Raw genomic sequence first — 26,653 nt, forward strand, 5'->3', positions numbered from 1 at the left:
GGTCGGCGCCGTCGGCGCAGCGCGCCGCGCCGTCAGCACACGGCGCCGTCAGCACACCGCGCCGTCAGCGCACCGCGCCGTCAGCGCACCGTGACCCGCGTGCACGCCAGGCGCGGGTTCACGCCCGCCGGTGAGTTGATCAGGTAGACGCAGACCTCGCGCGAGCCCGCCACGGCCGGCACCGCGAGCTCGAAGCCCTGGTTCGGGCCCGCCCCGCGCACGCCGGCGGCGACGTCGGGCCGGGGACGGTCCGTGACCGCCGCACCGGCGTACGCGCCGTCGACGTACACGTGCAGCTGCGTCGGCCCGACACCGTCGGAGTCCCACGCCCAGCCGCTGAGCACGACGGCGCCGCTCGCCCCGGTGGCCTGGTCGAGGAAGCCGGTGGGTTCGGCGTTGACGACGTCCACGGTCTGGCACCCCAGGGACGGGTTGAGGGACGTCGGGACGTTGATGGCGTACGCGCAGACCCGGTGCCTGCCCGCGGCGATCGGGATCTCGAGGTCGAAGCCCCGCAGCTCGCCGGCACCGGGCACGCCGGCGGCCACGTCGGGACGCGACCTGTCGGCGCTCGTCGTCGCGATGTGGTTGCTCCCCGCGTACACGTGGATCTCCACCGGGGCCGCCGTGTCGGGGTCCCACGCCCAGCCCGCCACGCGGACCGTCGACGCCGTCGGCGCGACCAGGTCGAGGGTTCCCCGGGGCCCGGCGTTGGTCACGACGACGTCGCGGCAGCCGAGGCCGGGGTTCCCGCCGGCCGGCACGTTGATCGCGTAGGCGCAGACACGGTGCGTGCCCTCGCCGACCGCGATGTCCGCCGTGAACCCGTGCCTGTCGCCCCAGCCGGGGTACGCGGCCGCGATGTCGGGACGCGATGCGTCCGCCCGCACGCCCACCGGGTTGCTGCCGACGTACACGTGGACGTCGATCGGGTCGTAGGTGTCCGGGTCGAGCGCCCACCCCGAGACCCGGACGACACCCGCACCGGCGTACGTCACGCTGTCGAGGAAACCGACCGGGTCGGGGCTGATGGTCGAGCCGAACCAGTCGGTGAAGTACGCCCAGAAGTTGCGGTTGCCGTAGGACGAGCAGGAGTCGCCCGTGCCGTAGCCCGCGGCGAGCGCCGCGGCGTTGGGCTGGTAGGGGGTGTAGTTGTACAGGCTCGCGGTCGCCTGGTTCCGGATGAAGACCTGCGACGAGCCGCACGCGCTGTCCGGGTGGTACCGCACGGTGTTCACCGCACCGGCCCGGTGGTTGAAGCGGGTGGGGCTCAGCGCGTAGGACCGGAGCTGCCACGCCGCCGAGTACACCTGGTTGAAGAAGCCGTAGTACCTGCTGTCACAGGCCGCGGTGTCGGGGCACCCGAAGCCCATGGCCTTGCGGTAGACGGCGTCCGTGCCCGCCGTGGTCCGGGTCACGAGGCTCTGCTCCTTCTGGAGCGTCACCAGCAGCACCCGCGGGTTGATGCCGCACGCCTGCGCGACCTTGGTGATGATCGTCGCCGCGCTCTCGTTCGCCGCTCCCTGGTAGGGCTGGGCGCACCGGGAGTCGGCGGCCCGGTCGTTGCTCGACGTCACGTAGTCCTTCAGGCACGCCGTCCCGTCGGCCGCGCGGTTGCACCTGGCCCCCTTCGAGTCCAGGAACGCCTGGACCGCGGGCGCCGACATCGCCGAGCCGTCGTAGAAGACCGCGTCGCTGATGATGTACCCGGGGTCGAACTGGCTCATGTTCGCGGCCGACGCGGGTGGCGCGGCCGCGACCATCGAGGACAGGAGCAGCGCGAGCATGGTGACGACGGCCGCGATGGGCGCACGCCGACTGCGGACGATGATCACGGGACTCCTATCGACACGTCCGGCGACGAACCTGAGGACTTGTCGGACACGTAGGACATGACCGCGACCCAGGTGCCCGCCTGCGGCAGCCGGTCGCGCGGGACGGCGACGGCGCCGCACGTCGTGGTGGTCGCGTCGGGAGTGGCCTGCTGCTCGGCCGTGACCGTGTGCTCGCCCAGGCGCAGCGTCAGCGTGCACGTCCCGCCGGACTCGACCACGTCGGCGGCGTAGCCGGCGACCTGCACCTGCCCCGCCTGCTCGTCCCACATCGCCCAGCTCACCACCACCTCGACAGGGGTGCGGGCCGGTGCGGCCGGGCCGGGCGCCGGCGCGCTCGGCGCAGGTGACGGCGCCGGTGGCGTGGCCGCGGCGGTGGCCGGCGGGTCGGCCACCGGCGTGGTGGACGGCGACGCGGACGCACCGGTCGCCGACGCCGTCGACGTGGGCCGCGGCGTACCGGCGGCCGGGTCCTGCGGCGTGCCCGTCACGCACCCCGCGAGGAGCACCACGAGGAGCGCACCGGCGAGCGGACGCACGGACCGGACGTCAGCTCGCGACATCGCGGCACCCGACCGAGGGGTTGACACCTGCGGGGACGTTGATGGCGTAGACGCACACGCGCGCCGGGCCGGCGGCGAGCGGCACCTCGAACGAGAAGCCGTGCCTCTCCCCCGCCCACCGGTAGGCCGCGCCAACATCGGGCCGGGCCTGGTCCGCGGACACGGCACCGAGGAAGCTCGCGCCCCCGTAGACGTGCACCTGCACGGGTCCCGCGCCGGCCCCGGTGTCCACGGCCCACCCGGACACGCGGACGCTCTGCGGCGAGGTGCGGACCACCTCGTCGACGAAGCCCACCGGCTCGGGGTTGACGACGTCCACCTGGCGGCAGCCCAGGCCGGGGTTGACCCCCGCCGGCGCGTTGATCGCGTAGACGCAGATGCGATGGCGCCCCGCGGCGATCGGCAGGTTCGCCGCGAACCCGTGCGCGGCCCCCGCACCGGGGTACGCCGCCGCGATGTCCTGGCGTGCCTGGTCGGCCGTGACCGCGCCGACGAACGTGCTGCCGGCGTACACGTGCACCTGGACCGGTGCCGTCGCGTCGTCGGTGTCGAGCGCCCACCCCTCGACCCGCACCGACGAGCCGTCGGAGCCGACGGCGTCGAGGAAGCCGACGGGCGTCGCGTTGACGACGTCCACCTGCGCACAGCCGAGCGACGGGTTCACCCCTGCCGGGGCGTTGATGGCGTAGACGCACACGCGGTGGCGCCCGGCCGCCACCGGGATCTCGCCGGTGAACCCGTGCGCACCGCCGGCCTGCGGGAACGCCGCAGCGATGTCCGGCCGGTCACGGTCCGCGGTGAGCGCGCCGATGAACGTGGGTCCGGCGTAGACGTGCACCTGCACCGGACCCGCGACGTCCGCGTCCAGCGCCCAGCCCGCCACCTGGATCGTCGAGCGCGTCGCCGTCACCCGGTCCAGGAACCCGACGGGCGCGGTGTTCGTCACCGTCACGCGCCGGCACCCCAGGAGCTGGTCGGCGCCGTTGCCGACGTTGCGCACCCACGGGCACACGGTGTGCTCGCCAGGGGCGAGCGGGACCTCGGCCCGGAACCCGTGCGCCGCACCCGCACCGGGGTAGGCGGCGGCGACGTCGGGCCGGTCGTCCCCCGCGAGCACGGGGTGCGAGACGCCGTCGACGACGACGTCGACCACGAGCGACTGCGTGCTCTCGGGGTCGAACGCCCAGCCCGCCACCCGCACGGAGCCGGCGGTGGTCGACGTCGACTCCCAGATCGCCAGCGGCGAGGCGTGCACGACGTCGTTGGCGAGCGCCGCGACACGGTCCCGGACCTGCTGGATCCGCGCGTAGAGCTGCTCGCCCGGGCACGCCGTCTGCGCCGCGTCACGGTGCGCGTAGATCGTGTGGAAGGTCACGGGTGTGCCTTCGGGGTACTTCGAGGCGCCGCCGCCGGAGACCATCGTCACCGTCGTGTTCGCCAGGATCCGCTCGGTCGCGAACTTCCAGGCGATCGCCTGCGACACGCCCTCGAGGACCTGCGCGCTCGGGACCGTCGTGCTGTGGTCACCGATCACGGACACCCCGAAGGTCCGGCTGTTGAAGCCCCCGGTGTGCACACCCACCACCGACTGGTCGAACGAGCCGGCCCGACCCTCGTACACGCGCCCGAACCGGTCGACGAGCGCGTTGTAGCCGATGTCGCACCAGCCGCGGCCCCCGCTGGACTCCGCGCGCGTGTGGTACGCGTAGATGCCGCGGACGACACCGGCCGCCGCCTCGGCGGAGTAGGTGTTGCTCGACACGGTGTGGTGCACCGCAGCCGCCGACGTCGTCGTCGTGTAGTCCGGCGAGCAGGTGCGCATCGACTCGTCGGCGCCCCACTGGGCGCGCGAGATGATCGCCGGGCGCGGCATGCTCGACGCCGCGACGGCCGACTGCGCCGCCGACCTCGAGGCCGCGGCGGCTGCCGGCTCCTGCGCGAAGCCCTCGCCGCCGTCGATGAGCACGACCTTGACGTCGTTCACCGGGCCTGCAGCGGTCCGGACCTCGACCTCGACGGCCGTGCTGGGTGGCACCACCAGCGCGTCGCTGTTGGTCCGGGTCTCCCCCTGCTCGCCCTCACCCGCGCCGGTCTCGCGCCACGGCGTCCAGCGGCCGTCCGCTCGCGTGCGGTACCGGGCGGTGACGTCGGTCTCGGTCGCCGCCCAGCTGATGCCGAGCACCGTGAACTCGTCGACGGTGCGGACGCCGGAGTCGACGACGGCCGTCCGGTCGCGCGCACCCTCCGGCTTCGCGTCACCGAGCTCGAGCTCGCGGAACGTGGTGTCGGTGTCGGACGGCGCCGCCACGTCCGTCGGGGACGGCGACGCGGACGCGTGTGCCGTCGTCGTGGTGAGCGGCAACGCCAGTGCACCCACCAGCGCAGCCACAGCCCAGCTGCGCCTGGTCGTCGAAGTCCTCATCGTCCCCCACCCCTGTCGTCGTCACCGAGCGCTGCGACCCTACGTGCTGGGGGCGCCGCTGGTGGGACGCGGACGCTGGTGTCAGCCGATCTCGCGCAACCGGTCGCTGATGCGCTTCGCGGTGTGCTGCCAGGTGAACTGCTCGGCGACCCGGCGCGCCGCCCGCTTGCCCTTCACCTGCGCCAGGTCGTAGGCGCCGACGACCTCGCGCATGCGGGCCCGCAGGTGCTCCTCGTCGGGCTCGGACCAGTCGAACCCGTCGTAGTACGTGCACCTCGCCTCGGCCGGCACCATGCGGTACCCGATCGGGTACCCGACCTCCTCGTCGAGGAAGTCGGCCACGCCGCCCCAGCCGGTCGCGATGACCGGCAGGCCGCACGCCATCGCCTCGAGGACGGGCTGGCCCCAGCCCTCGCCGCGGGTCGGCAGCACGAAGCAGTCGGCCGAGCGGTAGAGCGAGCCCATCTGGTACCCGGCGAACTCGGGGTTGACCATCACGACGATGCGGGCGGACGCCGGCAGGCCGAGCGCCGCGATCTCCCGGCGCACGTCCACCGCGGGGTCGCGGTTGAAGACCGACAGCAGCAGGGTCACGTCCTCGTGACGCGCGAACTCACGGGCGAACGCCCGCAGCAGCACCTCGGGCGCCTTGCGCTCCCCCCACTCGAAGACGGAGAGGAACGTGAAGGAGTCGCTGGCGCGTTCGCCGCGGATCTCCGGGTTGAAGTACAGGGGGTCGACGCCCAGCGGCATGACGTGGATCGGGACCTTGACGCCGCTCGCGCGGAAGGTCTCGACGTTGAACGTCGCCGGCACCCACACCTCGTCCATGCGGTTGCAGCCCGCGACCCAGTCCTCGGGCAGGCCCGTGACCTCGAGCATCGTGTAGCCGACGTGGTGCCGGTCGCCCGTGCGGCGGAAGAAGTCGGCCTGGCAGTACGACACGGACGTCGCGGACGGGTCCGGCTCCCGCAGCACCAGGTCGTCGATGAGGCGGTCACCCGTCGGGCCGTCCTCCTGCCCGTACGCGTTCTCGAAGGTCACGCGCACGTCCGACTGGTGCAGCTGCTCCATGATCCGCCGGCTGCCCACGGCGTAGCCGAGCGGCGAGTGGATCACCGAGCGCCAGTTGGCGCGGACGTCGTACCGCTCCTCGTCGAGCCACGCGCCCCACTTCTCCGCGAAGTACTCGCGCGACGTGTGGAGCATCTCCCACACGTCGACCTTGTTGGCGCGCGTCGAGGTGTTGTGGAAGTGGACGGGCGAGACGTCGCCCGTGAAGACGACCCGCATCCCGGCGCGGCGTGCGCGCAGGCAGTAGTCGGTGTCCTCGAAGTACGCGAACAGGCCCTCGTCGAGCAGGCCGATCCGGTCGAGGCCCTCACGGGTGAGGTAGGCGACCGCGAAGATCACGGCCTCGACGTCCCGGGTGCCGCGCCCCTGGTTGACGTCCTTCTCCTCGCCGCCCAGCTGCTGGCCGAACACCGAGACCGGCTGGACGAACGCGCCGAGGTGGTTGATGAGGCCGCGCTGGTCGACCAGCCGCGTGCCGACGACCGCGATGTCCGGCTCGCCGTAGGCCGTCGACTGCAGCCGCGCGAGCCACCCGGGGGTGTCGAACCGGATGTCGTTGTTGAGCAGCAGGACGTCCTCGTCAGCCGCGGCGCGTCCGATGCCGAGGTTGACGGCCCGCGTGTAGCCGAGGTTCTCGCCGTTCTCGATCACCTGGACGTCGTCGTTCGCCTCGGCGATGCCGCGCAGCCAGTCGACCGTCCCGTCGACGCTGCCGTTGTCGACGAAGACCAGGTGGTAGTCACCCCGGGGGGTCGTGGCGCGCAGCGACTCGTAGCACTGCTTGGTGAAGTCGAGCGCGTTCCACGTCAGGATGACGATCGCGACGCCACGACGCACGGGTACCTCCGGGCTGCTGACATCGGTCGACATGGTCATCCCTGGTGTGCCTCCGGCTTGCGCGCGACCACCGCGTAGTGCTGGTAGCCATAGATGAGATCGTTCAGCGTGTCGATGTTACGGGCGAGCACGTCCCAGCCGGGCTGGGTCCGCAGGTCCTCCGGCACGGGCGCCAGACGCGCGGCGTCGGGCACCTTCTGGCTGCGCACGACCCGCACGTCCTCGAACCCGCAGGCCTCGAACGCCCAGCGCAGCGCCTCGGGGTGGATCGGCTTGATGTGCGTGAGGTCGACGTAGAAGAACGTCGCGAAGATGAACAGCGCCTCGGGGTTCGGGGTCTCCATGACGAAGACGCCGCCCGGCTTGAGCTTGCGGTACACCAGCTCGATCGAGCCGACGAGCTCGTTGGTCGTCAGGTGCTCGGCGACCTGGCTCGAGAACGCGCCGTCGACCTGACCGGTGCGCAGCCCGTTGAGGTGCTCGACGACGTCCTCGAGCCGGACGTCGCGGCCGGCGGCACGCGCGACCTCGACCTGCGACTCGTCGGAGTCGACGCCGTACGCGGGGATGCCGCGCTCGTTCAGCATGTCGACGAACTCGCCGCGGCCGGCGCCGAGGTCCACGACGTTGGCACAGCCGTCGAAGTACTGCAGGTACGGCTCGAGCAGCGGCCGCACGACGCCCTGGGCCCCACGGTGCCGGTCCTCGAACCTGCTGTAGGAGAGGATGCGCTGCACGCTCGGGGCGAGCGCGGAGGAGTCCGCCGCGACCGTCCCGCTCGTGCCGACCTGCCGCAGGTCGGCACGCAGGCCGTCGACGGTCTCCTCGAGCTGGTCGATCCGGAGCAGGAGGTCGTCGTACGTCGACTCGGTGCGCACGAGGGCGCGCGCCATCCGCCCGAGCGCGTCGAGCAGCCGCTGGTTGAACTGCGACTGCTGGACGGCGGGCGGCTTGGCGTACCAGCGCACCAGGCGGCGGACGACACGCTTCGTGAAGACGATGCCCTGCCCGACGACCGGCCGGGCGGAGCCGGACGGCCGGTCGATGATCACCTCGGCGTCGGGTCGCAGGGCCTCGAGGCCGAAGAGGTCGGGGTGGCGGTCCTCCACGAACACCACCGAGGTGGTGTCGTCGCGCCGCGCTCGTGCCGCGGCGACGCGGACGCGGTGCATCATCGTGGACACGTCGGAGTTCTTCAGCATGGGTGACTCCCGGTCACGAGGCCGTGGTGCGCTGGGGGGCGTCCGCGGAGGTGGTCGGCTTCTCGAGCAGGCTCCACGTCCCCGGCACGTGGACGATCCCGGACTGACCGAGGGTCCGAGGGCCGTCCAGGATCGACAACGGGTAGGCACGGTCGTGCCAGTCGTACACGCCGGCGCTCGACCGGTCGTGGGCGGCGACCGTCACCTGGTGCGGCCCCTTGAGCAGCGGCAGGTCGTCCGTGCTGAAACGCACGGTGCCGGCCTGCGGGAGCGCGAGACCGAGGTCGGACCGCAACGAGTTCTGGCCGTGGACGTGCTGACCCGAGTCCGCTCGGTGGATCGCGAACCCGATGACGAGCTCGTCGACGGGCCTCACCATCTCGTAGTCGACCTCGATGGACGCCGGCGCGGCCCCGCGCAGCGCGGTCGTGGCCCGGCCGCGCTCGTCGAGGAAGCGCACTGCGGTGATGACGACGTCACCGTTGCCGAAACGGTTGTCGCCCTCGAGGCGCGTCTGCTGCTGGCTCTCGACGTGCACGTCACCCAGGTACTGCGCGACGACCTCGTCGGACGGGCCGTAGGCCTTCAGGTCGCCCTTCTCGATCCAGAGGGCGTCGCGGCACATGCTGCGGATCGTGTCGAGGCTGTGCGACACCAGCACGATGGTCCGCCCGGTGTCACGGAAGTGCGCGATGCGGTCGTAGCACTTCATCTGGAACTCCTCGTCGCCGACCGCGAGGACCTCGTCGAGGAGCAGCACGTCGGGCTCCACGGAGATCGACACGGCGAACGCGAGGCGGGCGTACATGCCCGAGCTGTAGTTCTTGACCGGCAGGTCCATGAACTGCTGGACGCCCGCGAAGTCGACGATCGACTCGTACAGCGCGTCGGTCTGCTTCTCGCTGCGACCCAGCACGGAGCTGGCCAGGTAGACGTTCTCCCGGCCGGTGAGGTCGGGGTGGAACCCGGTGCCCAGCTCGAGCAGCGACGCGATCGACCCGTTGACCCGGACGTGGCCCCTGTTCGGGCTGAGGATCTTGGCGAGCACCTTGAGCGTCGTCGACTTGCCGGAGCCGTTGGGCCCGACGATCCCGAGCGTCGAGCCCGTGGGCACCTCGAAGTTCACGCCCTTGAGCGCCCAGAACTCGTCGTACCGGTTCGACCGGCCGATGAAGCGCTCCTTGAGCGTGTGCGAGCGCTCCTGGTACACCCGGAAGCTCTTCCAGAGGTCGACTGCCTCGATCGCTGTGTCGGTCACGTCAGATCATCTCCGCGAAGAGTCGCTCGTTGCGTCGGAACGCCGCGTAGCCGAGGACGAGCAGAACGGCCCCGACGCCGGCGGCATAGCCCAGCAGCGGCCAGTCCGGCGGCTGGTCGAGCAGCACGACGTTGCGCATCGACGTGAGGATCCCCGCCATCGGGTTGAGCTGGATGATGTTGAGCAGCGTCGGCCGGTCGCCGATGATCCCGAGCGAGTAGATGACCGGGGAGCCCCAGAACCACATCTGCATGGCGATCCCGATGAAGTGCTGCACGTCGCGGAAGAACACGGCGGCCGTCGACAGCAGCAGCGCGAGGCCGAACGCCAGCATCGCGGTGATGAGCACGATCACGGGCGCCCACAGCACGTGCCAGCCCGGCAGGCCGACGAAGATCGTCGACACCAGGAGCGCCACACCGAACTCCCAGCAGAAGGTCACGAGCGCCGACAGCACGCTCGTCAGCGGGAGGATCTCGCGTCGGAAGTACACCTTCGACAGCAGGTACCCCGCGCCCACGACCGACCCGGTCCCCGCCAGGATGCTGTTCTGCAGCAGGTTCCAGATCGTCAGACCCACGAAGAGGTACACCGCGAACGGCACGTCGACGCCCTCGTGCACGGGCGACGCGGGCATGATCACCGTGAAGACGAACGTGTAGACCGCGACCGTGAGGATCGGCGTGATCAGCGACCACACGTTCCCCAGCGCCGTCCCGCGGTGCTGGATCTTCAGGTCGCGCCGCACGAGGTTGCGCAGAAGCTCTTTCGCAGCCCGGTACTCCTCGACCGTCTTGCGCAACTCCACTTTGGTAGGTCTCGGACCGCGACTGCTCCGCACCGCAAGGGTGCCGGACGTTCCAGGCATGGGGAGCAGCCTACCGTGCGACCGGGAGGTACCGGTCGCGGTCGCCCCTCCCCGCTCCCCTCGCGGGCGTCGCGACCCGCGGCAGATGGGACGATGACCCGCATGCGGATCGTGCTCGAGGCCACCTCCCTGCTGGGACGACGCACCGGGGTGGGCCAGTACACCGGCCACCTCCTGGACGAGCTGCCGGCGGCCCTCGGACGCGCGGGCGTGGCCGCGGACGTCGCCGTGACCACGTGGACGGCCCGGGGCGGGGCGCTCCACGACCTGCCGGCCGGAGTGCGCCAGGTGGGCCCGCGGGTGCCCGCGCGCGCCCTGCGCACGGCGTGGACCCGCACCGACCGACCGCACGTCGAGACCCTCGTCGGGCGGTGCGACGTCATGCACGGGACCAACTTCGTCAGCCCGCCGACGCGCAGGGCGCGGGAGGTCGTCACCGTCCACGACCTGACCTACGAGGAGCACCGGTCCACGGTGTCGGCCGACTCGCTCGCGTACCGCACGCTCGTCGTGCGGGCGCTGCGGCGCGGCGCGCACGTGGTGACCCCCAGCCGGGCGGTGGCCGACGCCGTGCGTGACTTCTACGACCTCCCCGACGAGCAGGTGACGCCGACGCCGCTCGGCGTCGACCCGCAGTGGTTCACGCCGCCCGCACCGGCACCCGCTGGACGGCTCGACCTCCCCGACGACTACGTCCTGTTCGTCGGCTCGCTCGACCCCCGCAAGAACCTCCCCCGCCTCGTGGAGGCGTTCGAGCGGGTGCGGGCGGGACGCCGGGACGCGCCGGCGCTCGTGCTCGCGGGCCCCGCCGGCCGCGACGAGACGCTGCGCGCGCGACCCGGGGTGCACCTCACGGGCTGGCTCGACGACGCCGACCTGCGTCGCGTCGTGGCCGGCGCGCGCGCGCTCGCGCTGCCGTCGATCGACGAGGGCTTCGGCCTGCCCGCCCTGGAGGCGCTCGCCAGCGGCCGACCGGTCCTGGCCGCCGACATCCCCGCGCTGCGCGAGGTCTCGGGCCCGTACGCCACGTACGTGGACCCGCACGACACCGACGCCGTCGCCGAAGGCCTGGAGCGCGTCCTGCAGGCCGACGACGGCCCGACGGACCGGCAGGCCCGTCGCGCGCACGCGGCGCGCTGGACGTGGGGTGCGTGCGCCGACGCGACCGTGGCCGTATACATGAGGACCGACTGAGCCACGATCCCCGGGGGGGACCCAGTGACGAGCAAGGCGACAGAGCCCGAGGTGAGGGCGCGGGCCCTCGACGCACGACCGGTGGCCACGGCACGACGGCGCGGACGCCTCGCTGCGGTCCTCGTCGCCGCCGCGGTGATCCTGTCCTCGACCTCGGGCCCGGCTGCCGCCGCCGAGCCGGAGTGGCCGCTGCAGCCCGGGTGGCCGCGGGACACCGACCTCGCGTCCGCCCGGCCCATGAACGTGCCCATCGAGGGCAGCACCGGGCGCAGCGGCTGGTCGAAGCACTCGTCGCCCGCGCTCGCCGACATCGACGCCGACGGACGCCCCGAGATCGTCGTCGGCTCGCTCGACGGACGCGTCTACGTCTACCGACGGGACGGCTCGCTGCTCTGGAGCCGGTACCTCGACGCCCAGCACGCGGCGGGCCCCGTCATCGGCTCCCCGGCGGTGGGCGACATCGACGGCGACGGCTCGCTCGAGGTCGTCGTCGGGTCGGAGAACGGGTACGTGTTCGCGTTCGACCGCACCGGTGCCACGAAGGCCGGCTGGCCGCAGTTCACCGGCTGGAACGCCGACTACCCGAACCGCTGCGCGACGGACGCCTGCACGGGCGTCGTCGCAGGCCCCACCCTCGCGGACCTCGACGGCGACGGCACCCTCGAGGTGATCGTCGGCTCCTACAGCCACCTCATGTGGGTGTGGAACCACCGCGGCCAGGCCTTGCCGGGATGGCCCGTCGACGTCTGGGACGGCATCGCCTCCGGGGCGGCCGTCGGGGACATCAACGCGGACGGCCGCCCGGAGATCGTCGTCGGGTCGGACGTGGCGAACGACTGCGCCGACTGCCGCCCCTACGGACGACTGGCCAAGGGCGGTCTGCTGCACGCGTTCACGATCGCCGGCAAGGAGGTCTCGGGGTGGCCCTTCCGCACCGACTCCTTCATGCACTCGACGCCGGCACTCGCCGACCTCGACGCCGACGGCAAGCTCGAGACGATCGCAGGCGGCGGGCTGTTCACCGAGGGCACCGAGTGGCGGGGCCACCACCTGTGGGTCGTGGGGCACGACGGACGCCTGCGCTGGTCGTTCCGTGCGGACTCGGTCATCCTGTCCGCGCCCACCGTGGGGGACGTCAACGGCGACGGCACCCCGGAGATCGCCTTCGGCGACTACGCGGGCAACACCTACCTCCTCAACCGCCTCGGCCAGCTGATGTGGAAGAACAACGGGGTCACCACCCGCGCGCCGCACGGGTCGGGGGCGCACTTCGGCGCACCGGTGCTGGCGGACGTCACCGGGGACGGGCGGGCCGAGGTGGTCGCCACCGACAGCAACTGGCACGTCAAGGCCTTCGACGTGCCGACCGGTCGCGTCGTCGCCGACACCGGGACGACGTTCCCCGTGTGGGCGAGCGCCGCCGTCGGGGACCTCGACGGCGACGGCACCAACGAGGTCGTCGCCGGGTCCGCCGCACAGAACGGGCCGAACACCGGCAACCTCAACGACCTCGCGGGCGCCGGCAGGCTCTACGTGTGGCGGACGCCCGGACGCGGAGGGCTCGTCCACCCGCAGTTCCAGCAGCGCGTCACCCCGATCGACCGGTCCCTCGCGCCGCGGGACCCGTCGGGCTCGACGGCGTCCGTGTACCGGTTCTGGAGCCCGGGGTTCGACAACGCGCACTTCTTCACGACGAGCGGGTCGGAGGCGGTGCGCATCATCGACACCGACGTGAACTGGGTGTACGAGGGGCGCGCCTTCGGGGCCCGGCCGGCACCGGGCGGGACGTGCACGTCCGGCGGCTCGCCCGTGCACCGGTTCTGGTCGGCGGGGTTCCGCTCGCACTTCTACACCCAGAGCGAGGCGGAGCGGGCGCGCATCGTGGCGACGGACCGCAACTGGGCCTACGAGGGCGTGGCGTACTGCGCCTACGCGCAGGCGGGGTCCGGGACGGTCGCCCTGCACCGCTTCTGGTCACCGGGCTTCGGCAAGCACTTCTTCACCGCGAGCGCGGCCGAGGCCGACCACATCCGTGCCAACGACCGCAACTGGACCTACGAGGGCGTCGCCTACCACGTCCTGCCGTGAGCGGGGCTGCCGGTGCGCACTGCCCAGGGGCGTCAGCGCACCGGCATGACGTGGAACGCCACGTTCTCGTAGCTCCACGACGGCTGTGTCGCCCGCAGCCAGTTCGACTCCGCGACGTCGGCGGTGAAGAAGTGCTTGCCGCGCGCCGGTGACCAGAACCGGTGGAGCGGGACGGTCGTGGGCTGGGGCGACGTGTAGGCGCACCACGCGATGCTCTCGGGCCGCCAGTTGCGGTCGTGGGCCGTGAGGTGCGCGGCCTCCGCCGCGTCGATGGTCCAGAAGTGGGTGCGGAACCGGTCCGACCAGAACCGGTGCACCGGCGCCCCGCCCTCGCACCGGTCGTCCTCGAACGGGACCACCGCGAACGCCACGTTCTCGTACGCCCAGTTCTTGTCCTCGGCCAGCGCTTGCGCTTCCGTGGGGCTGGCGGAGAAGAAGTGCGCGTCGGCGAACCCGGGGCTCCACCAGCGCCGCACGGCCTGCCGCGGGATCAGGTCGACGGGGCCGTCGACGCTCACGCCCAGGGCGTCCTCGACCTCCCCTCCGGCGTCCATGAAGGCCAGTCCCTTGCCGCGCTCGTCGCGCCACCCCTCGAGCTGCCACGTCAGCCGACGGGGCGAGCCGATGCACGAGGCCGGGACGGCCACGGTCAGCCGCCCCCCGGCCTGCTGTGTCCACACGGAGCAGTAGTCCGAGTCCTCGCCGTAGGACCACCCGAACGTCCCCGGCTGGGAGGACTCCCCCGCCGCCAGGCTGCCGTACAGCTTCACCCCGGGGCGATCGGGGTCCCGCATCGTGATCTCCAACCGGGCGTCGACCAGGGGCTGCGCCGGGTCGAACCAGGCGGTGAACCGCAGCGTGCTCGCGTCCAGCTCGAGCCGGTGCTGCCGGAGGTCCGGTGTGCCAGGGCCGTTGTCGCCCGCCTCGTCCCACCACGTCACCGACCCCGCGGCCGCGGGGGCCGTCGGCGCGAGCAGCCCCAGGAGGACCGAGACGACGGCAGCCGACACGAGGCGCGTGCGCCGGGACACTCCGCGGCGGGGCCTGTCCGAGGTGATCATGGCCACATTGTGGGGCAGGTCCCCCTCACGGCGAGGGGTTTTCGGCAGGCCGCGAGGGCCGGACCGCATGTCCGTTCTCGAGCGGGTCGACCGTGCCCCGCACGGGCGTCCGTGCGACCAGCCAACCGAGCCCCGCGCAGGCCACGTCGAGCAGCACGAAGACCGCGCGGCTGAGCAGCGCGAGCGTCAGGACCGTGGCCTGGGGTGCGGTGCCCGCGAGGAGCACCACCAGGAGCGACTCCCGGGCACCGACGCCGGCCGGCGCGACGACGACGACCATGCCTGCGACCCAGGCGAACGCGAACGCCGCGGCCGTCCGTGGCACGTCCTGCACCGCCACCGGAGCCAGCGCCGCCAGCAGCAGCCACGCGTGCACGCCTGCCGCACACCACCAGGCCGCTGCCCAGGCGGCGGCGGCGAGGACGTCCCGTCCCGCGATCGACAGCGTCCCGCGCGGCCGGCGCGCGACCCGCTCGGCGACGGCCGTCAGGACACGCGGGACGAGGACCACCGCGCACGCGACGACCACCACCACGACGGCACCGACGAGCGCCGGCGGCGGGCCCGCACCCAGGACGGCCGCCGCCCCCACCGCGCCTCCCGTCGCCAGCAGCACGAGCAGCGACACCGCGGAGGCCAGCCCGCCGAGGGCCCGCGGCACGTGCCGGGACGCGCCCAGGTCCGCGTGGGCGAGCACGGTCCACACGCCACCCGGCAGGTACTTGCCGAGCTGCCCGGTGAAGAAGACGCCCGGCCCGCGCAGGCCGAGGTGGGTGCCGGTCACGGTCGACCACAACCGGCGCCACGAGAGCCAGAGGCAGACCTGCCCCGCCGCTGCGGCGACCACGGCCAGGCCGACCAGGCCGGGGTCGGCCGACCGCAGCGCGTCCGCCATCGTCGCGCCGTCGACGAGCACGAACCGCACGAGCGCGACCACGACCAGGGCCACGACGACAAGGCGACCGATGTGCAGGAAGCGCGCGAACAGCACGCTTCTCTGGGGAGTCTCCCTGCTCATGACACCATTCCTACCTTCGGGTGACGGTCCGGGAAAACGCTCACCGGCCCACCTAGGCTCGGTCGTCAGGCTAGCTCCCGTCCGGGGCCGCCGTGATCCAAGGAGTGCCGCGCACGTGCCACAGACGTTGGTCCTCGTCCCCGCGTACAACGAGGCAGAGAACCTGCGAGTGCTCCTGCCGCGCATCCTCGCCCAGGGTCCGGCCGTCGCCGGGGGGCTCGCCGTGCTCGTCATCGACGACGGGTCGCACGACGACACCGCGGATGTCGTCCGAGAAGTCTCGCCGGGCCCGGAGGTGCTGCGGGTCACCAGCCTGCGGGTGAACCGCGGGAAGTCGGAGGCCCTGCGCGTCGGGTTCCGCGAAGCGGTCGCCACCGGGGCCACGACCGTGGTGATGATGGACGCCGACGGTCAGGACGACCCGTCCGAGCTGCCGCGGCTCGTCGAGCGGCTCGGCGAAGGTGTCGACCTCGTGACGGGCGCCCGTACCGTGCGGAACGACCGCTTCGTGAAGCGGCACACCTCGCGGCTCTACAACCGGACGACCTCCGCCCTTGCCCGGGTCCCCGGCACCGACTTCAACTCCGGTTTCAAGGCGATGCGCAGCGACGTCGTCGCCGAGCTCGCTCCGATGATGTACGGCGAGATGCACCGGTACCTGACCGTCATGGCGCACTGGAAGGGCTTCCGGACGAGCGAGGTACCGGTCCAGCACCACGCCCGGATGCACGGGACGACCAAGTACGGTCCGGCGCGCTTCTGGCGTGGGTTCATGGACCTGCTGACCGTCCGGTTCCTGCTCTCGTACGAGAACCGTCCCTCGCACCTCTTCGGGGGGATCGGCGCGGCCGGTCTCGGCCTGGGCGGACTCATGCTGCTCTACCTGCTCGCGCTGCGGCTGTCCGGCGCCACCGTCGGCGACCGTCCCATGCTCCTCGCGGCCGTCCTCCTCGTGCTCGGCGGCCTCCAGTTCTTCCTCTTCGGCCTGTCCGCGGAGCTCGGCGTGCGGCACCGCAACGGGCGCAGGGCGGACGAGGCTGCCGCCGACGCCGGGTCAGAGGCATGAGGCTCGACCCTCGGGCGGCATGGGTCTCCACGATGCGCACGGCACGCGTCGCGGCTCGGGCCGCCGGCGTGCAGCTCGATGCGAAGGACGGCGACAGCCGCCGCACGCTGTGGCTGAAGTCCCTGCTCGCGATCTACGACGTCCCCGCACTGACCGCGCTCGACGTCCCCTGGTGGACGTTCGAGGCGGCCGCGCAGGTCGAGAGGTTCCTCGCCGGCAGGCCCGGGGCCCGGGTCTTCGAGTGGGGCTCCGGCGCGTCGTCCGTCTGGCTCGGTGCGCGGGCGGGGTCCGTCGTGTCCACCGAGCACGACGGCGCGTGGGCACGCTCGCTCCGTCCGCTGCTGCCTGCGAACGTCGCGCTCAGCGTGGTGCCGGCGACACCGGCGGGGCCGGGTTCCTCCGTGACCTCCGCGAAGAGGGGGTCCACCGGCCTCGACTTCGCCCGGTACGTCGACGCCATCGACGCGCACGACGAGCCGTTCGACGTCGTCGTCATCGACGGGCGCGCCCGTGAGCACTGCCTCCCACGCGCCCTGCGCCACCTCGCACCCGGCGGCATCGTGGTCTTCGACAACGTCGACCGGGCACGGTACCGGGCAGCGCTGGAGGCCCACGGTGCAGAGGTGGACGTGACGTGGACCCGCGGCCTGACGCCGGCGCTGCCGTACCCGACCCGGACCGCTCTCGTCCGACGTCGGGCGGAACCGGCCCCCTGACGGTCAGCCGGACGAGCCCCGGACCTCGAGGGACTCGACCCGCACCCCGATGCGCGCGCCGTCCCGGTCGGGGAACAGGCGCACCGTGAGCCGATCGCCGTCGCGCCGCGTCGCGTCAGCGGGCACGGTGACGACGATGCGCCCCTCCCCCGAGCTCCCCGGTGCTGTCACGTCCACGGGCTGCCCGTTGGCCTCGGCCCGGAGCCGGTCACCGTCCTCGAGGTCGAGCTCGCCCTCCAGCGTGAGTCGCACCTCGCGGCCCACGAGCTGGTCCGGCAGCGCGAAGGCGAGCCACGTCTGCTCGCCGGCGCCCCACAGCTCGCCGCGGGTCGAACGGTTCCACCTGCCGTACAGCAGCCGCTCGTGCTCCGGGTGGGCGGCGTCCAGCACGAGCCGCTCGCCCTCGGACACCTCGGTCAGGCCGAACCGCACGAGCTGGTACGTCTCGTTGAGGTCGATCACCTCGTCGAGCGGTCCGAGGTCCCACCAGTCCCGGTGGATCAGCGCCCAGTCGCCGACCGGGGGGTGGCTCGGTGCGTAGGTGAGCTGGGTCACGACGATGCGCTCGTTGCCGAGGACCGTCGCCGCGACGGGCGCCTCATAGGCGTTCGAGACATGGACGTTCAGCACGGGGACCTGCTCGACACGCCGGTCCCCTGCGAGCGCCCACAGGTCGTCCGGGACGACGACGGGGACCTGCGTCGCCGCGACCCAGGCGTTCGCCGCCCCGAGGGCGACCACCACCGCGACCGCGTCGGCGAGCCGGGTGACCGCGGACAGCAGGCCGACCGCCCGGGCCAGCAGCAGGGGGACGACGACCACGACCGCGAGCGCCACGTACTTGTGGACGCTGTACGACTGCAGCCCATACACGTGCACGAGCAGAGCCAGGTTCGCCGCTGCCGCACCTGCGGCGACCGCGGCCCACCACGGCCCCGGGTGCTTCCGCTTGTACAGGACGTACCCGGCGACGACGAGCACCACGACCGTCCACGCCCACGGGGAGGTCACGTCGTCGACGGTGCGTTGCAGCCCTACGAGCGCGGCCGGTGACGGGAACGGCAGCTCGTACCCGCCGGTCCCGTCGGCCTCGGCGACCCCCAGGCCCAGGTAGTCACCGAGGAACGGCAGGCTGAGCACCACCGCACCGATGACCCCGAGCACCACCGTTCTCAGGTCGAGAGCCCTCGACGCGCGCCGACGCCTGCCCCAGACATAGACGCAGGCACCCGCGACGGCGACCGACGAACCGACGACGAGGGTCGGGTTCATCCCGACCGCGGCGGCGAGGACGACCGCGACAGCGGACGCGGCGACCCACGGGCGGGCAGGAGGCCCCGACCCGGCGAGCAGAGCCAGCACGACGGCGAGGAGCGCGGCCGCCGCCGCTTGGCCGAGCTGGGCGTCGTAGACCCGGCCCAGGGGCACGACCGAGAGCAGCGGTGCCGCCGTCGCCAGGGCGACCGGCCAGCGCCGACCGGGCGCGACGACGGCCGTGACCGCGAGCATCGTCGAGACCAGCAGGAACAGCAGCACCACCGTCGCCGGCGCCAGGAGCTGCGCACCCGGCAGTCCCGTCACCATCGAGGCGAGGAGCAGCAGCGCCGTCGCCATCGGCTTGGCGGTGTGAGCACGCCAGTGCTGGTACTCGCCGAACCCGTCGGGATGCCGCTCGAGGAAGGCGGCGCCGCCCTGCGGCCCCGCGGCCCACACCTCGACCGAGGCGGCGTAGCTCGGGAAGTCGTTGCTGAACGTGGTCCAGTAGGTCAGGCCGTGCCACAGCAGCGGCACGGTGGCCGCCAGGACGACGGCGGCCGCCAGCGCGTCGAGCGGCGTCGCGGCGACCGCACGTCGGACCCACCGCCACAGCGCCGCCGTCCCGCGCTCGCGGCGGACCGTCACGAGTCCCGAGCTGAGCCACGCGACGGCCGCGACGACCAGTACCCCGACGACGGCGTGAGTGGCATCCCCACCGAGTGCGAACACGATCGACACCGGCACCGCCACGGCTGCCGCACCGAGCCCCAGGGTGACCCCGAGCCCGGGGACGACGTCCAGGCGGGCCCCGAGCGCCAGGCGCGCCGCGCCACCGACGAGGAGCAGAACCATGCCGAGCAACAGCGCCGCTGACAGGACAGCCACCATCAGCGCCGCCCGAACGGTCGGGACGCGGTCACCCGCACCACCTCAGCCCGCGAGGTCCGCGAGGAACTGGTCGCGGACACGCTCGGGAGCGAACTCCGCGACGTAGCGCGCCGCGCGGTCGACATGGTCGGCGTAACCCGACCTCTGCCACTCCTGCGAGCCCACGACCTCCGCCCGCCCGCGGAGCGCCTCGCTGAGCGCCTCGACGTCGCCGGTCGGGACGAGCGTGGCCATGCCGTTCGTGATGACCGGCAGGTTCGAGTTGTCGTAGGTCACGATGTCGCACCCACTGGCGAACGCCTCGACGACCGGCACACAGAACCCCTCGTGGTAGGTCGGCAGCACGAACAGGTCGGACTCGCGGAGCACCTCGTTGCGGTGCGCGTCCTGAGCGTTGCCCAGGATCGTGACCGTCAGGCGACCACCGGACGCCCTCTCGAGCCGGCTCGCGGCCGCCTGGACCTCCCGTAGGTGGTCTGCGTCCGAGAAGTCGGTGTTCCCCACCATGGAGAGCTCGACCCGGTCCTGCGAGATCTCGGGAAGCGCCTCGTCGAGTGCGACGAGCAGCTCGAGCGGCCCCTTCGACCTGACGAAACGGCCGAGGAAGGCGATGCGCAGCACACCGTCCGAGTGGCTGGGCTTGGCCGGCGGTGGGTCCAGCGGCACGTCGATCGCCAGCCGCCTGACGAGCGCGGGGGCCCGGACACCGCGCTCGCGCAGGAACGCCAGGTTGACCTCCGAGATGCAGAACACCTCGTCCACGAACCGCATGAGCGCGATCTGCTGCATCGAGAGGTCGATGACCTCGTGGTGCCACGACGGGAGGAGCTCTCTCGGCGTGACGTTGTGGAACTGGACGACCACGCGGGCACCGGTCGGGGCGGCGACCAGGGCCGCGAACTGCGTGTAGTAGATCCCGAAGCTCAGCACCACGAGGTCGCTCGTCCGGAAGAACGGGTCGGACGCCAGCTCGCCGGGACCGGGCACGACCGTCGCCGGTAGGTCGTCGTACTCGCATCGACCTGTGAACAGGCGCACGTCGTGGCCCGCTTCCATCGCCCACCGGACATTCGCGCGCACGGAGGCGGAGATCGCGTCGAACGGCACGCACACGCTCGCGACGAAGGAGATCCTCATCGCAGCGGAGCCCTTGCTGTCAGCACGTGGTCGTAGAAGCGCTCGGTGCGGTCCGCCATCGCCTCGGCCGTGAACTCCGCCGCGTAGTGGTCGGCACCGTTGGCGCCGAACCGCGAGCGGAGCGCGGCGTCCTGCCCGAGGCGCACCAGGGCGTCGGCCAGGGCATCGACGTCGTCCGCCGGCACGAGCAGACCGTCGACGCCGTCGCGGACCACCTCGGGCACGCCGCCGACGTCGGTCCCCACCACCGGCAGACCGCGCATCATCGCCTCGACGAAGACCAGCCCGAACGACTCGTAGCGGCTGGGCGCGACGAACACGTCGGAGTTGCCGTAGGCCAGCGCGAGCTGGTGCTCGCTCACGGACCCGAGGAAACGGACAGCGCGGGCGCTCGGGTCGTCACCCAGCTCCGTCTCGTACCACTGGCGCAGCGTCGTCCCGTGGGCGGGCCACACGATCGTGTCGTCTCCCACGACGTGCAGGGCGAGCGACGGTTCACGCTCCCAGGCCTTCGCGAACGCCCGGAGGAGCACGTCGGGCGCCTTGCGCTCCTCGAGCCGACCCACGAACAGCACGTTCACACGGCCGGCCTCTCGCTCCACGCGGGCGACGTGCCGCTCCGCGTCGAGGAGCCTGGGCGCGCCCACTCCGAGTGCGGTGACCTGGGAACGGCCGCCCAGGTCGAGGCCGTGCAGGGCGGCGACCGTCTCGACGATCGCACGGCTGATGCCTCGAACGGCCGCGGAACGCTCGAGCACCTCCTTCTCGGCGGCGAGCACGGGGCGTCCGAACCCCGCCATCCACTCCTCGTCCGTGGCGAGGCTCTCGTGGGACTCGAGCCACACCGCCAGCGACGTCTGCAGAGCGACCACGACCGGCCAGCGTCCGTCCCGGACGAGCGCGATGCCCTGCGCGTCCCACAGGGGCGCCTCGACGAGGTCCACGGGGGTGACGTCGTCGATGCGCGCGACCTCGGCGAGGCACGCACGCGACCACGCCCAGATGTGCGCCGGTACGGAGCCCGCGTCGGCCGGCCGCTCCTCGTCCGCGACGACGAGCCGATGAACCCACACGCCGTCGTCCCAGTCGACCCGGTCGAAGTCGGCCGACCGCGTCAGGACGTGGACGTCGTGACCGGCCGCTGCGAGCCCGGACGCGAGGTCACGGGTGTACGTGCCGATGCCTCCGAACGACTCCGGCGGGAACTCCTGGGACACGAGCACGAAGCACCGCGGGTCCTGGCGCGACAAGGTGTCGAACGCGCGGAGCTCGTCACGGTGACGACTCACGTCGGTCGGCGCCGGCCCCGTGGTCGACAACGCGCCGCGCAGACCGTCCTCGGTGGCCCGCTGGGCGTCGGCCTCGAGGCGCGCTCGGTCCGCCTCGACGAGGTTGCCGTGCTCGACCTGCCACCTCACGTCCTCGCGGTGGTGATCGACATACGCGTGGAACATCCGGAGGATCTCGTCGATCGACACGAAGTCGTTCGCGTGACGCAGAGCGAAGTACAGCTTGTTCTTGAGGATCGGGTAACGGTCGCGAGGGACACGCGCGGCGTTGCGCACGTGGCTCGGCGCGAAATGGTGGTGAACCCGCGCGCGGGACGTCTGCGCGATGAGGTACCCCGCGTCGGCGAGCCGCACCTGCACGTCGGACTCGTCGAGGAAGTACTCGTAGAACTCGTCGTACCCGCCGATCTCCTCGAGCGCGGTCCGCCGGTAGGACGCATTGGTGCCCATGAGGTGCGGGATCTTCCAGGACGCCGGGTAGCACCTCTCGGGGCACGGAGCCTCGAGGTGCGTCTCGGCGACGCCGAAGCGGTCGACCGACCCGTACGTGTACTGGAAGGCGTGGCCGGTGTGATCGAGGACGAACCCGCCGGCCGCGCCGACGGCGGGCGAGTCGTACGCGGCCACGAGCTCGGTGAGCCACTCCGGCTCAGGGATGGCGTCGTCGTCGAGGAACGCCACGATCTCCCCGGCAGCGAGCCGGATACCCGCGTTCCGTGAGACCGACAGGTTGCGCACGTCGACCGACCCGAGGACGAGGTCCTCCCCCCACTCCTCGAGGAGGGCTGCCGTCCCGTCGGTCGACGGACCGTTCACCACGACGACCTCGAACTCACCGGCGTACCGGATCCGGCGCAGGGCTCGCAGGGTCTGGGCGAGCTCTGTCGCGCGGTCGAGCGTGTTGATCACGACCGAGACCGTGGGCGTGCCGGACGTGCGGACCCGATCAGGCACGGGTCGCACCGATCTCGAACTCCAGCGAGCGCCCGTTGACCCGGCCGCGCGTGGGCACGTCGATGTCGACGAAACCCAGCTCCGCCAGGAGTGCGGACAGCGACTCCGGCGTGAACATGTTGAAGTGGAAGTCGCCGTCGTAGTCCTGCCCGCCGTAGACGACCTCCCGCAGGTCACCGTAGGGGTACCGCCCGGCGACGTACTCCCGCATCATGGCGTCGATGTCGGGTACCACCGCGCGCATCCGCCCACCGGGCGCGAGCTTGTCCCGCAGGTAGGGCAGCACCACGCGGCGCAGCTGCTCCTGGGGGAAGTGCTCGAGGAAGTGGGACGAGAAGAACTCGTCGACCGTGCCGTCCTCGAAGGGCAGGTGGCGCACGTCAGCGACGACGTCCACGCCGGGCAGGTCGCGGTTGTCGACGTTCACGTACCCGTCGAGCGGCACGTGTCCACATCCCAGGTTGACCCGCATCGGACCGGCACGCCCCTCGAGCGGGGCCTTGACCACGGGGGCGGGTGCGACGTCGCCACCACCGGACGATGCGCCGTAGCGGATCTCGAACATCAGCTCGGACCGGACGAACTCCACGCGCTCCAGCAGGTACCCGACGTGACCCGCGGCCTCGTCCACCCGCGCACCCAGGGTCGTGACCTCCTCAGGAAGCACGACGGGCTCGGCCGCCCGGTGCTCAAGACTCGCGAGCCTGGCCTGCGCCTCCTCGAGCTGCAGACGCAGGTCGACGTCGTGCCGGGCGAGCCGCCGCAGGGCGACGGGCACCGAACGGGCGAGGTTGTCCCTGTCGGCGTCCGCCTCGGCCTGCCGGGCGCTGACGTCGGTGACGACCGAGAGGAGCCTGTCCATGTGGACGACGGAGCTCTGCCGGTCCGCGGCCGTCTGCGCCTGCAGCGCATCGAGCCGGACCGTGAGCTCCAGCGCCGCACGCTCGACCTGGTCGAGGCGGACCGCGCCGACGGGTGCACGCCACGCGGCCAGGAGCACTCGCAGCAACCTGCCCAGCACGGGAACCCGCAGGAGAGGCCGGAACAGCGCCTTCAGGAAGTTACGCACGGCGGGGCACCCTCTCGTCGACGACCAGACCACCGGCGAGGCAGCGCCTCCCGGTCCTCACCACATCAGCCCCGCTAGGCACGGATCACCGGGCACAGCGCCATGAGCTCCTGCGCGACGCGCTCGAAGGAGCTCTCCTGGGCGTGCTGCAGCCCGGCCCGGGCGAGCTCCGCGGAGCGGTCTGCATCCTCAAGGAGGTTCTTCAGGCACGCCGCGAGATCGTCCGCACGCACGTCCGGGGGCACCAGGTGGACGACGTCCGCCAGATCGACGGACGATCCGAGCGCCGTCGTCACGAGCGGGACGCCCGCGCCGAGGCAGTCGGCCACCGCCGCCGACGACTCACCGTTCGTGTAGGCACGGAGCTGGACCGCGAGACGCCCGCGCTCGAGCCACCGCGCGTACTCGTCGGGTGTCACCCAGCCCGTGAGCAGGACACGGTCGGCAAGACCGGCGTCGTCGATCATCTCCCGGCACCGGGCGTACGCCTCGTCATCGAAGAAGCGCCCCACGAGCGCGAAGGTGAGCTCCGGGTACTGCGGCGCGAGGTCGACGAACGCCTCGCAGACCTTGACGGAGTCCTTCGTCCAGTGCTGGATCCCCAGGGACACGACCGCGTCCCTCACGGTGCCGGCCGGCACGGGCAGCACCCGGTGGCCGAAGTTGATCACCCCGACCTTGGGTCGCATCTCGGGGGCCAGGTTCAGCCGGGCGAGGCTCTGCGAGCTCGGTGAGTGCGTGAGGATGATCTCGCTGCCCCGCAGCGCGCTGCCGGTGAGCAGGCCGTTGACGAGGTAGTACCGGTGGGAGTCGAGCCACATGTGGTCACGGTGCTGCGACGGCCGACGTTCCGACGCGATGTCGTCGAGCATCTGCGCGACGTCCTCGTCGAGGAGCTCGGGCGCAAGTGCCCGGGCTGCGGCGAGCAGGCCCGTGAAGCGGACGTCGTGGGCGATGGCGACCCCGCCGTACCGACGCAGCAGACGCATGATCGGGACGTGGAACTCGCTGTTCCCCATCGCCATGATCCGCAGGTCCGGGCGACCGTAGAGGCGCTCGACAGCTCCCGCGTCGTCGTACGTGAACCACCTGACGCCGGGGATCGGGTCCCGCTGTGCGTCCGGCGTCGTCATCACGTCGACGTCCGCGAGCTTCGCCAGCTCGCGGAGCAGCGCCATCGAGTAGTCGGCGACCCCGCTCGGGGTCGGCGGCATCGGGCTCACGAGCCACACCCGCGGCCGACGTGCGAGGCGCCGCCGCCCGGCCTTCTCGTAGGACTCGACGGTGCGGCGTGCGACGTCCTCCCACCGGTGCTGCTCGGCCAGCCGCGGCTGACGGAGCGCGGCACGCAGCACGTCGTCCTCGAGGACCTGCATGAGGCAGGCCGCGATGTCGGCCGGGTCGCTCGCGTCGAACCGCCCGCGGGGGTCCGGCACGAGGTCGATGAGGGACGAGTTGTCACCCACGATGACGGGAGCACCGCAGGCGGCTGCCTCGACCACGGGGAGCCCGAACCCCTCGTACAGGGAGGGGAAGATGAAGAGCTTGGCGTGGGCGTAGAGGTCACGGAGCAGGTCGTCGTCGACGTACCCCGTGTAGAGGACGTCCCGCTCGACACCGAGCTCCCGGGCGTACCCGTCGAGGACGTCGCGCTCGACCTGGGACATCCGGCACACGAGGACCAGCTGGTGCGTGCGGCGGACCTCGGGCGCGACGAGGCTCCAGCCCCGGAGCAGCCCTTCGATGTTCTTGCGGAAGTCGATGCCCCCGGTGTACATGACGTACTCACGGTTCAGGCCCGGCACCTCGGGCCGGCCGCCGGCCGGCGTCGACGGTGCCCGGTCGTCGAGCAGCCAGCTCGACGTGCCCGTCCCCACGACGTCGATGCGGGACGGCGAGATGCCCAGGATCCTGGTGGCGTCTCGCGCCGTGGCCTCCGAGATGGCCAGGACCCGATCGGCACGCGCGACCATCTGCGCCCTGACGTTGTACCGGGCGCGCCACCGACGATCGGCGAGGTACTGGTCGGAGAACACGAGCGGGATGAGGTCGTAGAGGGTGACGTACAGGCTCGTGCGAGGGTGCCGGGCCCACTCGGGCCAGACTGCGTCGATCGGGGCGTCCAGCGCCTCGAAGGGCGAGGGCACGTGCCAGATGTCGGGCCGCTCGAGGTCCGTGTCGTCGGACATGGCGACCCGGCCGCGCCAGATGAGGTCGGCGACCTGCGCAGGTACCGGCCCGTCGCTCCGGATGAGCCACTTGTCGACGAACCCGGGCCGCAGCCGCTCCACCGCGCCCGCGTACTCAGCGACGTACCGCCCGATACCCCGTTCCGCCGTGATCCGGTCCTGCAGCGACTGCCCGTCGACGTAGACGCGCATCATCGCGGGGCGTGTCGGTCGCGCGTCGCCGCGCTCGAAGGAGGCTCCTCACTGGCAGCCTGGTCCGGGTGGCCGCTGCGGTCGTCCGTGAAGCCGTCGACGGCGCGGCCGAGGACCGAGATCAGGTGCGCGGTCCGCTCGTCCCGCTCGAGCAGCTCTGCTCGGATGGTCGCCACCTGCTCGGTGAGGTCGAGGAGCCGCTGGTCGAGACCGTGGACGGTCGTCGTCACACGGTCGGAGTCATTCCGGACAGAACGGATTTCACTCGCAATGGACTCGAAGCGGACATTGAAATATCGCCGAAACGGGGCCGAGAGCCACTTCTTCACCACGGTCTGTCTCCACAAAGACGGTTTTCCGGCCCCTCGCGCTGCCACCTGCCGGAAGCAGCGCACGTGCGGATGTCGGGGCCATGACGCTGGGTAGCCTAGGTCATAGATGTGACGCACAATCGCGAACTATGACGAGAACGTTGCAGG

The 26,653-nt window shown here is 72.2% G+C and carries 19 protein-coding genes; 4 read left to right on the top strand and 15 right to left on the bottom strand.

The features are described from left to right. Nucleotides 1–80: 80 nt before the first annotated feature. The 7 genes from NP075_RS12340 to NP075_RS12370 all read right to left on the bottom strand — a co-directional run bounded on the left by NP075_RS12340 (nucleotide 81) and on the right by NP075_RS12370 (nucleotide 9,990). Nucleotides 81–1,835 (bottom strand): hypothetical protein, encoded by a 1,755-nt coding sequence (locus NP075_RS12340; protein WP_227565463.1) that lies wholly within the window; start codon nucleotides 1,833–1,835, stop codon nucleotides 81–83. Then, nucleotides 1,832–2,395 (bottom strand): hypothetical protein, encoded by a 564-nt coding sequence (locus NP075_RS12345; protein WP_227565464.1) that lies wholly within the window; start codon nucleotides 2,393–2,395, stop codon nucleotides 1,832–1,834. The genes NP075_RS12340 and NP075_RS12345 overlap by 4 nt, the downstream gene beginning before the upstream one ends. Further along, entirely contained in the window at nucleotides 2,382–4,784 is a 2,403-nt protein-coding gene (locus NP075_RS12350) for an N-acetylmuramoyl-L-alanine amidase (protein ID WP_227565465.1), read from the bottom strand. The genes NP075_RS12345 and NP075_RS12350 overlap by 14 nt, the downstream gene beginning before the upstream one ends. A 114-nt stretch (nucleotides 4,785–4,898) precedes the next feature. Continuing rightward, the gene (locus NP075_RS12355) at nucleotides 4,899–6,761 is read right to left on the bottom strand and encodes a glycosyltransferase (RefSeq protein ID WP_227565466.1); all 1,863 of its coding nucleotides are present in this window, start codon (nucleotides 6,759–6,761) and stop codon (nucleotides 4,899–4,901) included. A gap of 2 nt (nucleotides 6,762–6,763) precedes the next feature. Then, entirely contained in the window at nucleotides 6,764–7,930 is a 1,167-nt protein-coding gene (locus NP075_RS12360) for a class I SAM-dependent methyltransferase (RefSeq protein ID WP_227565467.1), read from the bottom strand. Nucleotides 7,931–7,943: 13 nt separating this feature from the next. Next, entirely contained in the window at nucleotides 7,944–9,188 is a 1,245-nt protein-coding gene (locus NP075_RS12365; RefSeq protein WP_227565468.1) for an ABC transporter ATP-binding protein, read from the bottom strand. A gap of 1 nt (nucleotide 9,189) precedes the next feature. Continuing rightward, nucleotides 9,190–9,990 (bottom strand): ABC transporter permease, encoded by an 801-nt coding sequence (locus NP075_RS12370; RefSeq protein ID WP_227565469.1) that lies wholly within the window; start codon nucleotides 9,988–9,990, stop codon nucleotides 9,190–9,192. A gap of 159 nt (nucleotides 9,991–10,149) precedes the next feature. On the opposite strand from NP075_RS12370, the gene NP075_RS12375 reads away from it, so the two are divergent. Both NP075_RS12375 and NP075_RS12380 read left to right on the top strand, forming a co-directional pair. Further along, entirely contained in the window at nucleotides 10,150–11,250 is a 1,101-nt protein-coding gene (locus NP075_RS12375; RefSeq protein ID WP_227565470.1) for a glycosyltransferase family 4 protein, read from the top strand. A gap of 81 nt (nucleotides 11,251–11,331) precedes the next feature. After that, entirely contained in the window at nucleotides 11,332–13,338 is a 2,007-nt protein-coding gene (locus tag NP075_RS12380; protein ID WP_227565471.1) for an FG-GAP-like repeat-containing protein, read from the top strand. A gap of 32 nt (nucleotides 13,339–13,370) precedes the next feature. On the opposite strand, the gene NP075_RS12385 is transcribed toward NP075_RS12380, so the two are convergent. Both NP075_RS12385 and NP075_RS12390 read right to left on the bottom strand, forming a co-directional pair. Further along, entirely contained in the window at nucleotides 13,371–14,399 is a 1,029-nt protein-coding gene (locus tag NP075_RS12385; RefSeq protein WP_227565472.1) for a hypothetical protein, read from the bottom strand. Nucleotides 14,400–14,424: 25 nt separating this feature from the next. Then, nucleotides 14,425–15,417, bottom strand: a complete 993-nt coding sequence (locus NP075_RS12390; protein WP_227565473.1) for a lysylphosphatidylglycerol synthase domain-containing protein — start codon at nucleotides 15,415–15,417, stop codon at nucleotides 14,425–14,427. A gap of 115 nt (nucleotides 15,418–15,532) precedes the next feature. Here NP075_RS12390 and NP075_RS12395 point away from each other — a divergent pair, with 115 nt between their 5' ends. After that, nucleotides 15,533–16,483, top strand: coding sequence for a glycosyltransferase family 2 protein (locus NP075_RS12395; protein ID WP_227565474.1), 951 nt, complete (start codon nucleotides 15,533–15,535; stop codon nucleotides 16,481–16,483). After that, nucleotides 16,480–17,199: a class I SAM-dependent methyltransferase gene (locus NP075_RS12400; RefSeq protein WP_227565475.1), complete on the top strand. Its 720-nt coding sequence runs from the start codon at nucleotides 16,480–16,482 to the stop codon at nucleotides 17,197–17,199. The genes NP075_RS12395 and NP075_RS12400 overlap by 4 nt, the downstream gene beginning before the upstream one ends. A gap of 3 nt (nucleotides 17,200–17,202) precedes the next feature. Here the strand turns inward: NP075_RS12400 and NP075_RS12405 are convergent, their stop codons facing one another. The 6 genes from NP075_RS12405 to NP075_RS12430 all read right to left on the bottom strand — a co-directional run bounded on the left by NP075_RS12405 (nucleotide 17,203) and on the right by NP075_RS12430 (nucleotide 26,506). Continuing rightward, entirely contained in the window at nucleotides 17,203–19,308 is a 2,106-nt protein-coding gene (locus NP075_RS12405) for a hypothetical protein (protein ID WP_227565476.1), read from the bottom strand. Nucleotides 19,309–19,386: 78 nt separating this feature from the next. After that, a complete protein-coding gene (locus NP075_RS12410; RefSeq protein WP_227565477.1) occupies nucleotides 19,387–20,481 on the bottom strand; it encodes a glycosyltransferase family 4 protein in 1,095 nt (364 codons plus the stop codon). Continuing rightward, entirely contained in the window at nucleotides 20,478–22,724 is a 2,247-nt protein-coding gene (locus NP075_RS12415; RefSeq protein ID WP_227565478.1) for a glycosyltransferase, read from the bottom strand. The genes NP075_RS12410 and NP075_RS12415 overlap by 4 nt, the downstream gene beginning before the upstream one ends. After that, nucleotides 22,717–23,793 carry a class I SAM-dependent methyltransferase gene (locus NP075_RS12420; protein WP_227565479.1) on the bottom strand — a complete coding sequence of 359 codons (1,077 nt, stop codon included), beginning with the start codon at nucleotides 23,791–23,793 and terminating at the stop codon, nucleotides 22,717–22,719. The genes NP075_RS12415 and NP075_RS12420 overlap by 8 nt, the downstream gene beginning before the upstream one ends. Before the next feature lie 74 nt (nucleotides 23,794–23,867). Continuing rightward, nucleotides 23,868–26,177 carry a glycosyltransferase gene (locus NP075_RS12425; RefSeq protein ID WP_227565480.1) on the bottom strand — a complete coding sequence of 770 codons (2,310 nt, stop codon included), beginning with the start codon at nucleotides 26,175–26,177 and terminating at the stop codon, nucleotides 23,868–23,870. Next, nucleotides 26,174–26,506, bottom strand: coding sequence for a hypothetical protein (locus NP075_RS12430; RefSeq protein ID WP_227565481.1), 333 nt, complete (start codon nucleotides 26,504–26,506; stop codon nucleotides 26,174–26,176). The genes NP075_RS12425 and NP075_RS12430 overlap by 4 nt, the downstream gene beginning before the upstream one ends. Nucleotides 26,507–26,653: the final 147 nt, after the last annotated feature.

This window comes from Cellulomonas wangsupingiae, from assembly GCF_024508275.1.
In the GTDB taxonomy this organism is placed as follows: domain Bacteria; phylum Actinomycetota; class Actinomycetes; order Actinomycetales; family Cellulomonadaceae; genus Cellulomonas; species Cellulomonas wangsupingiae.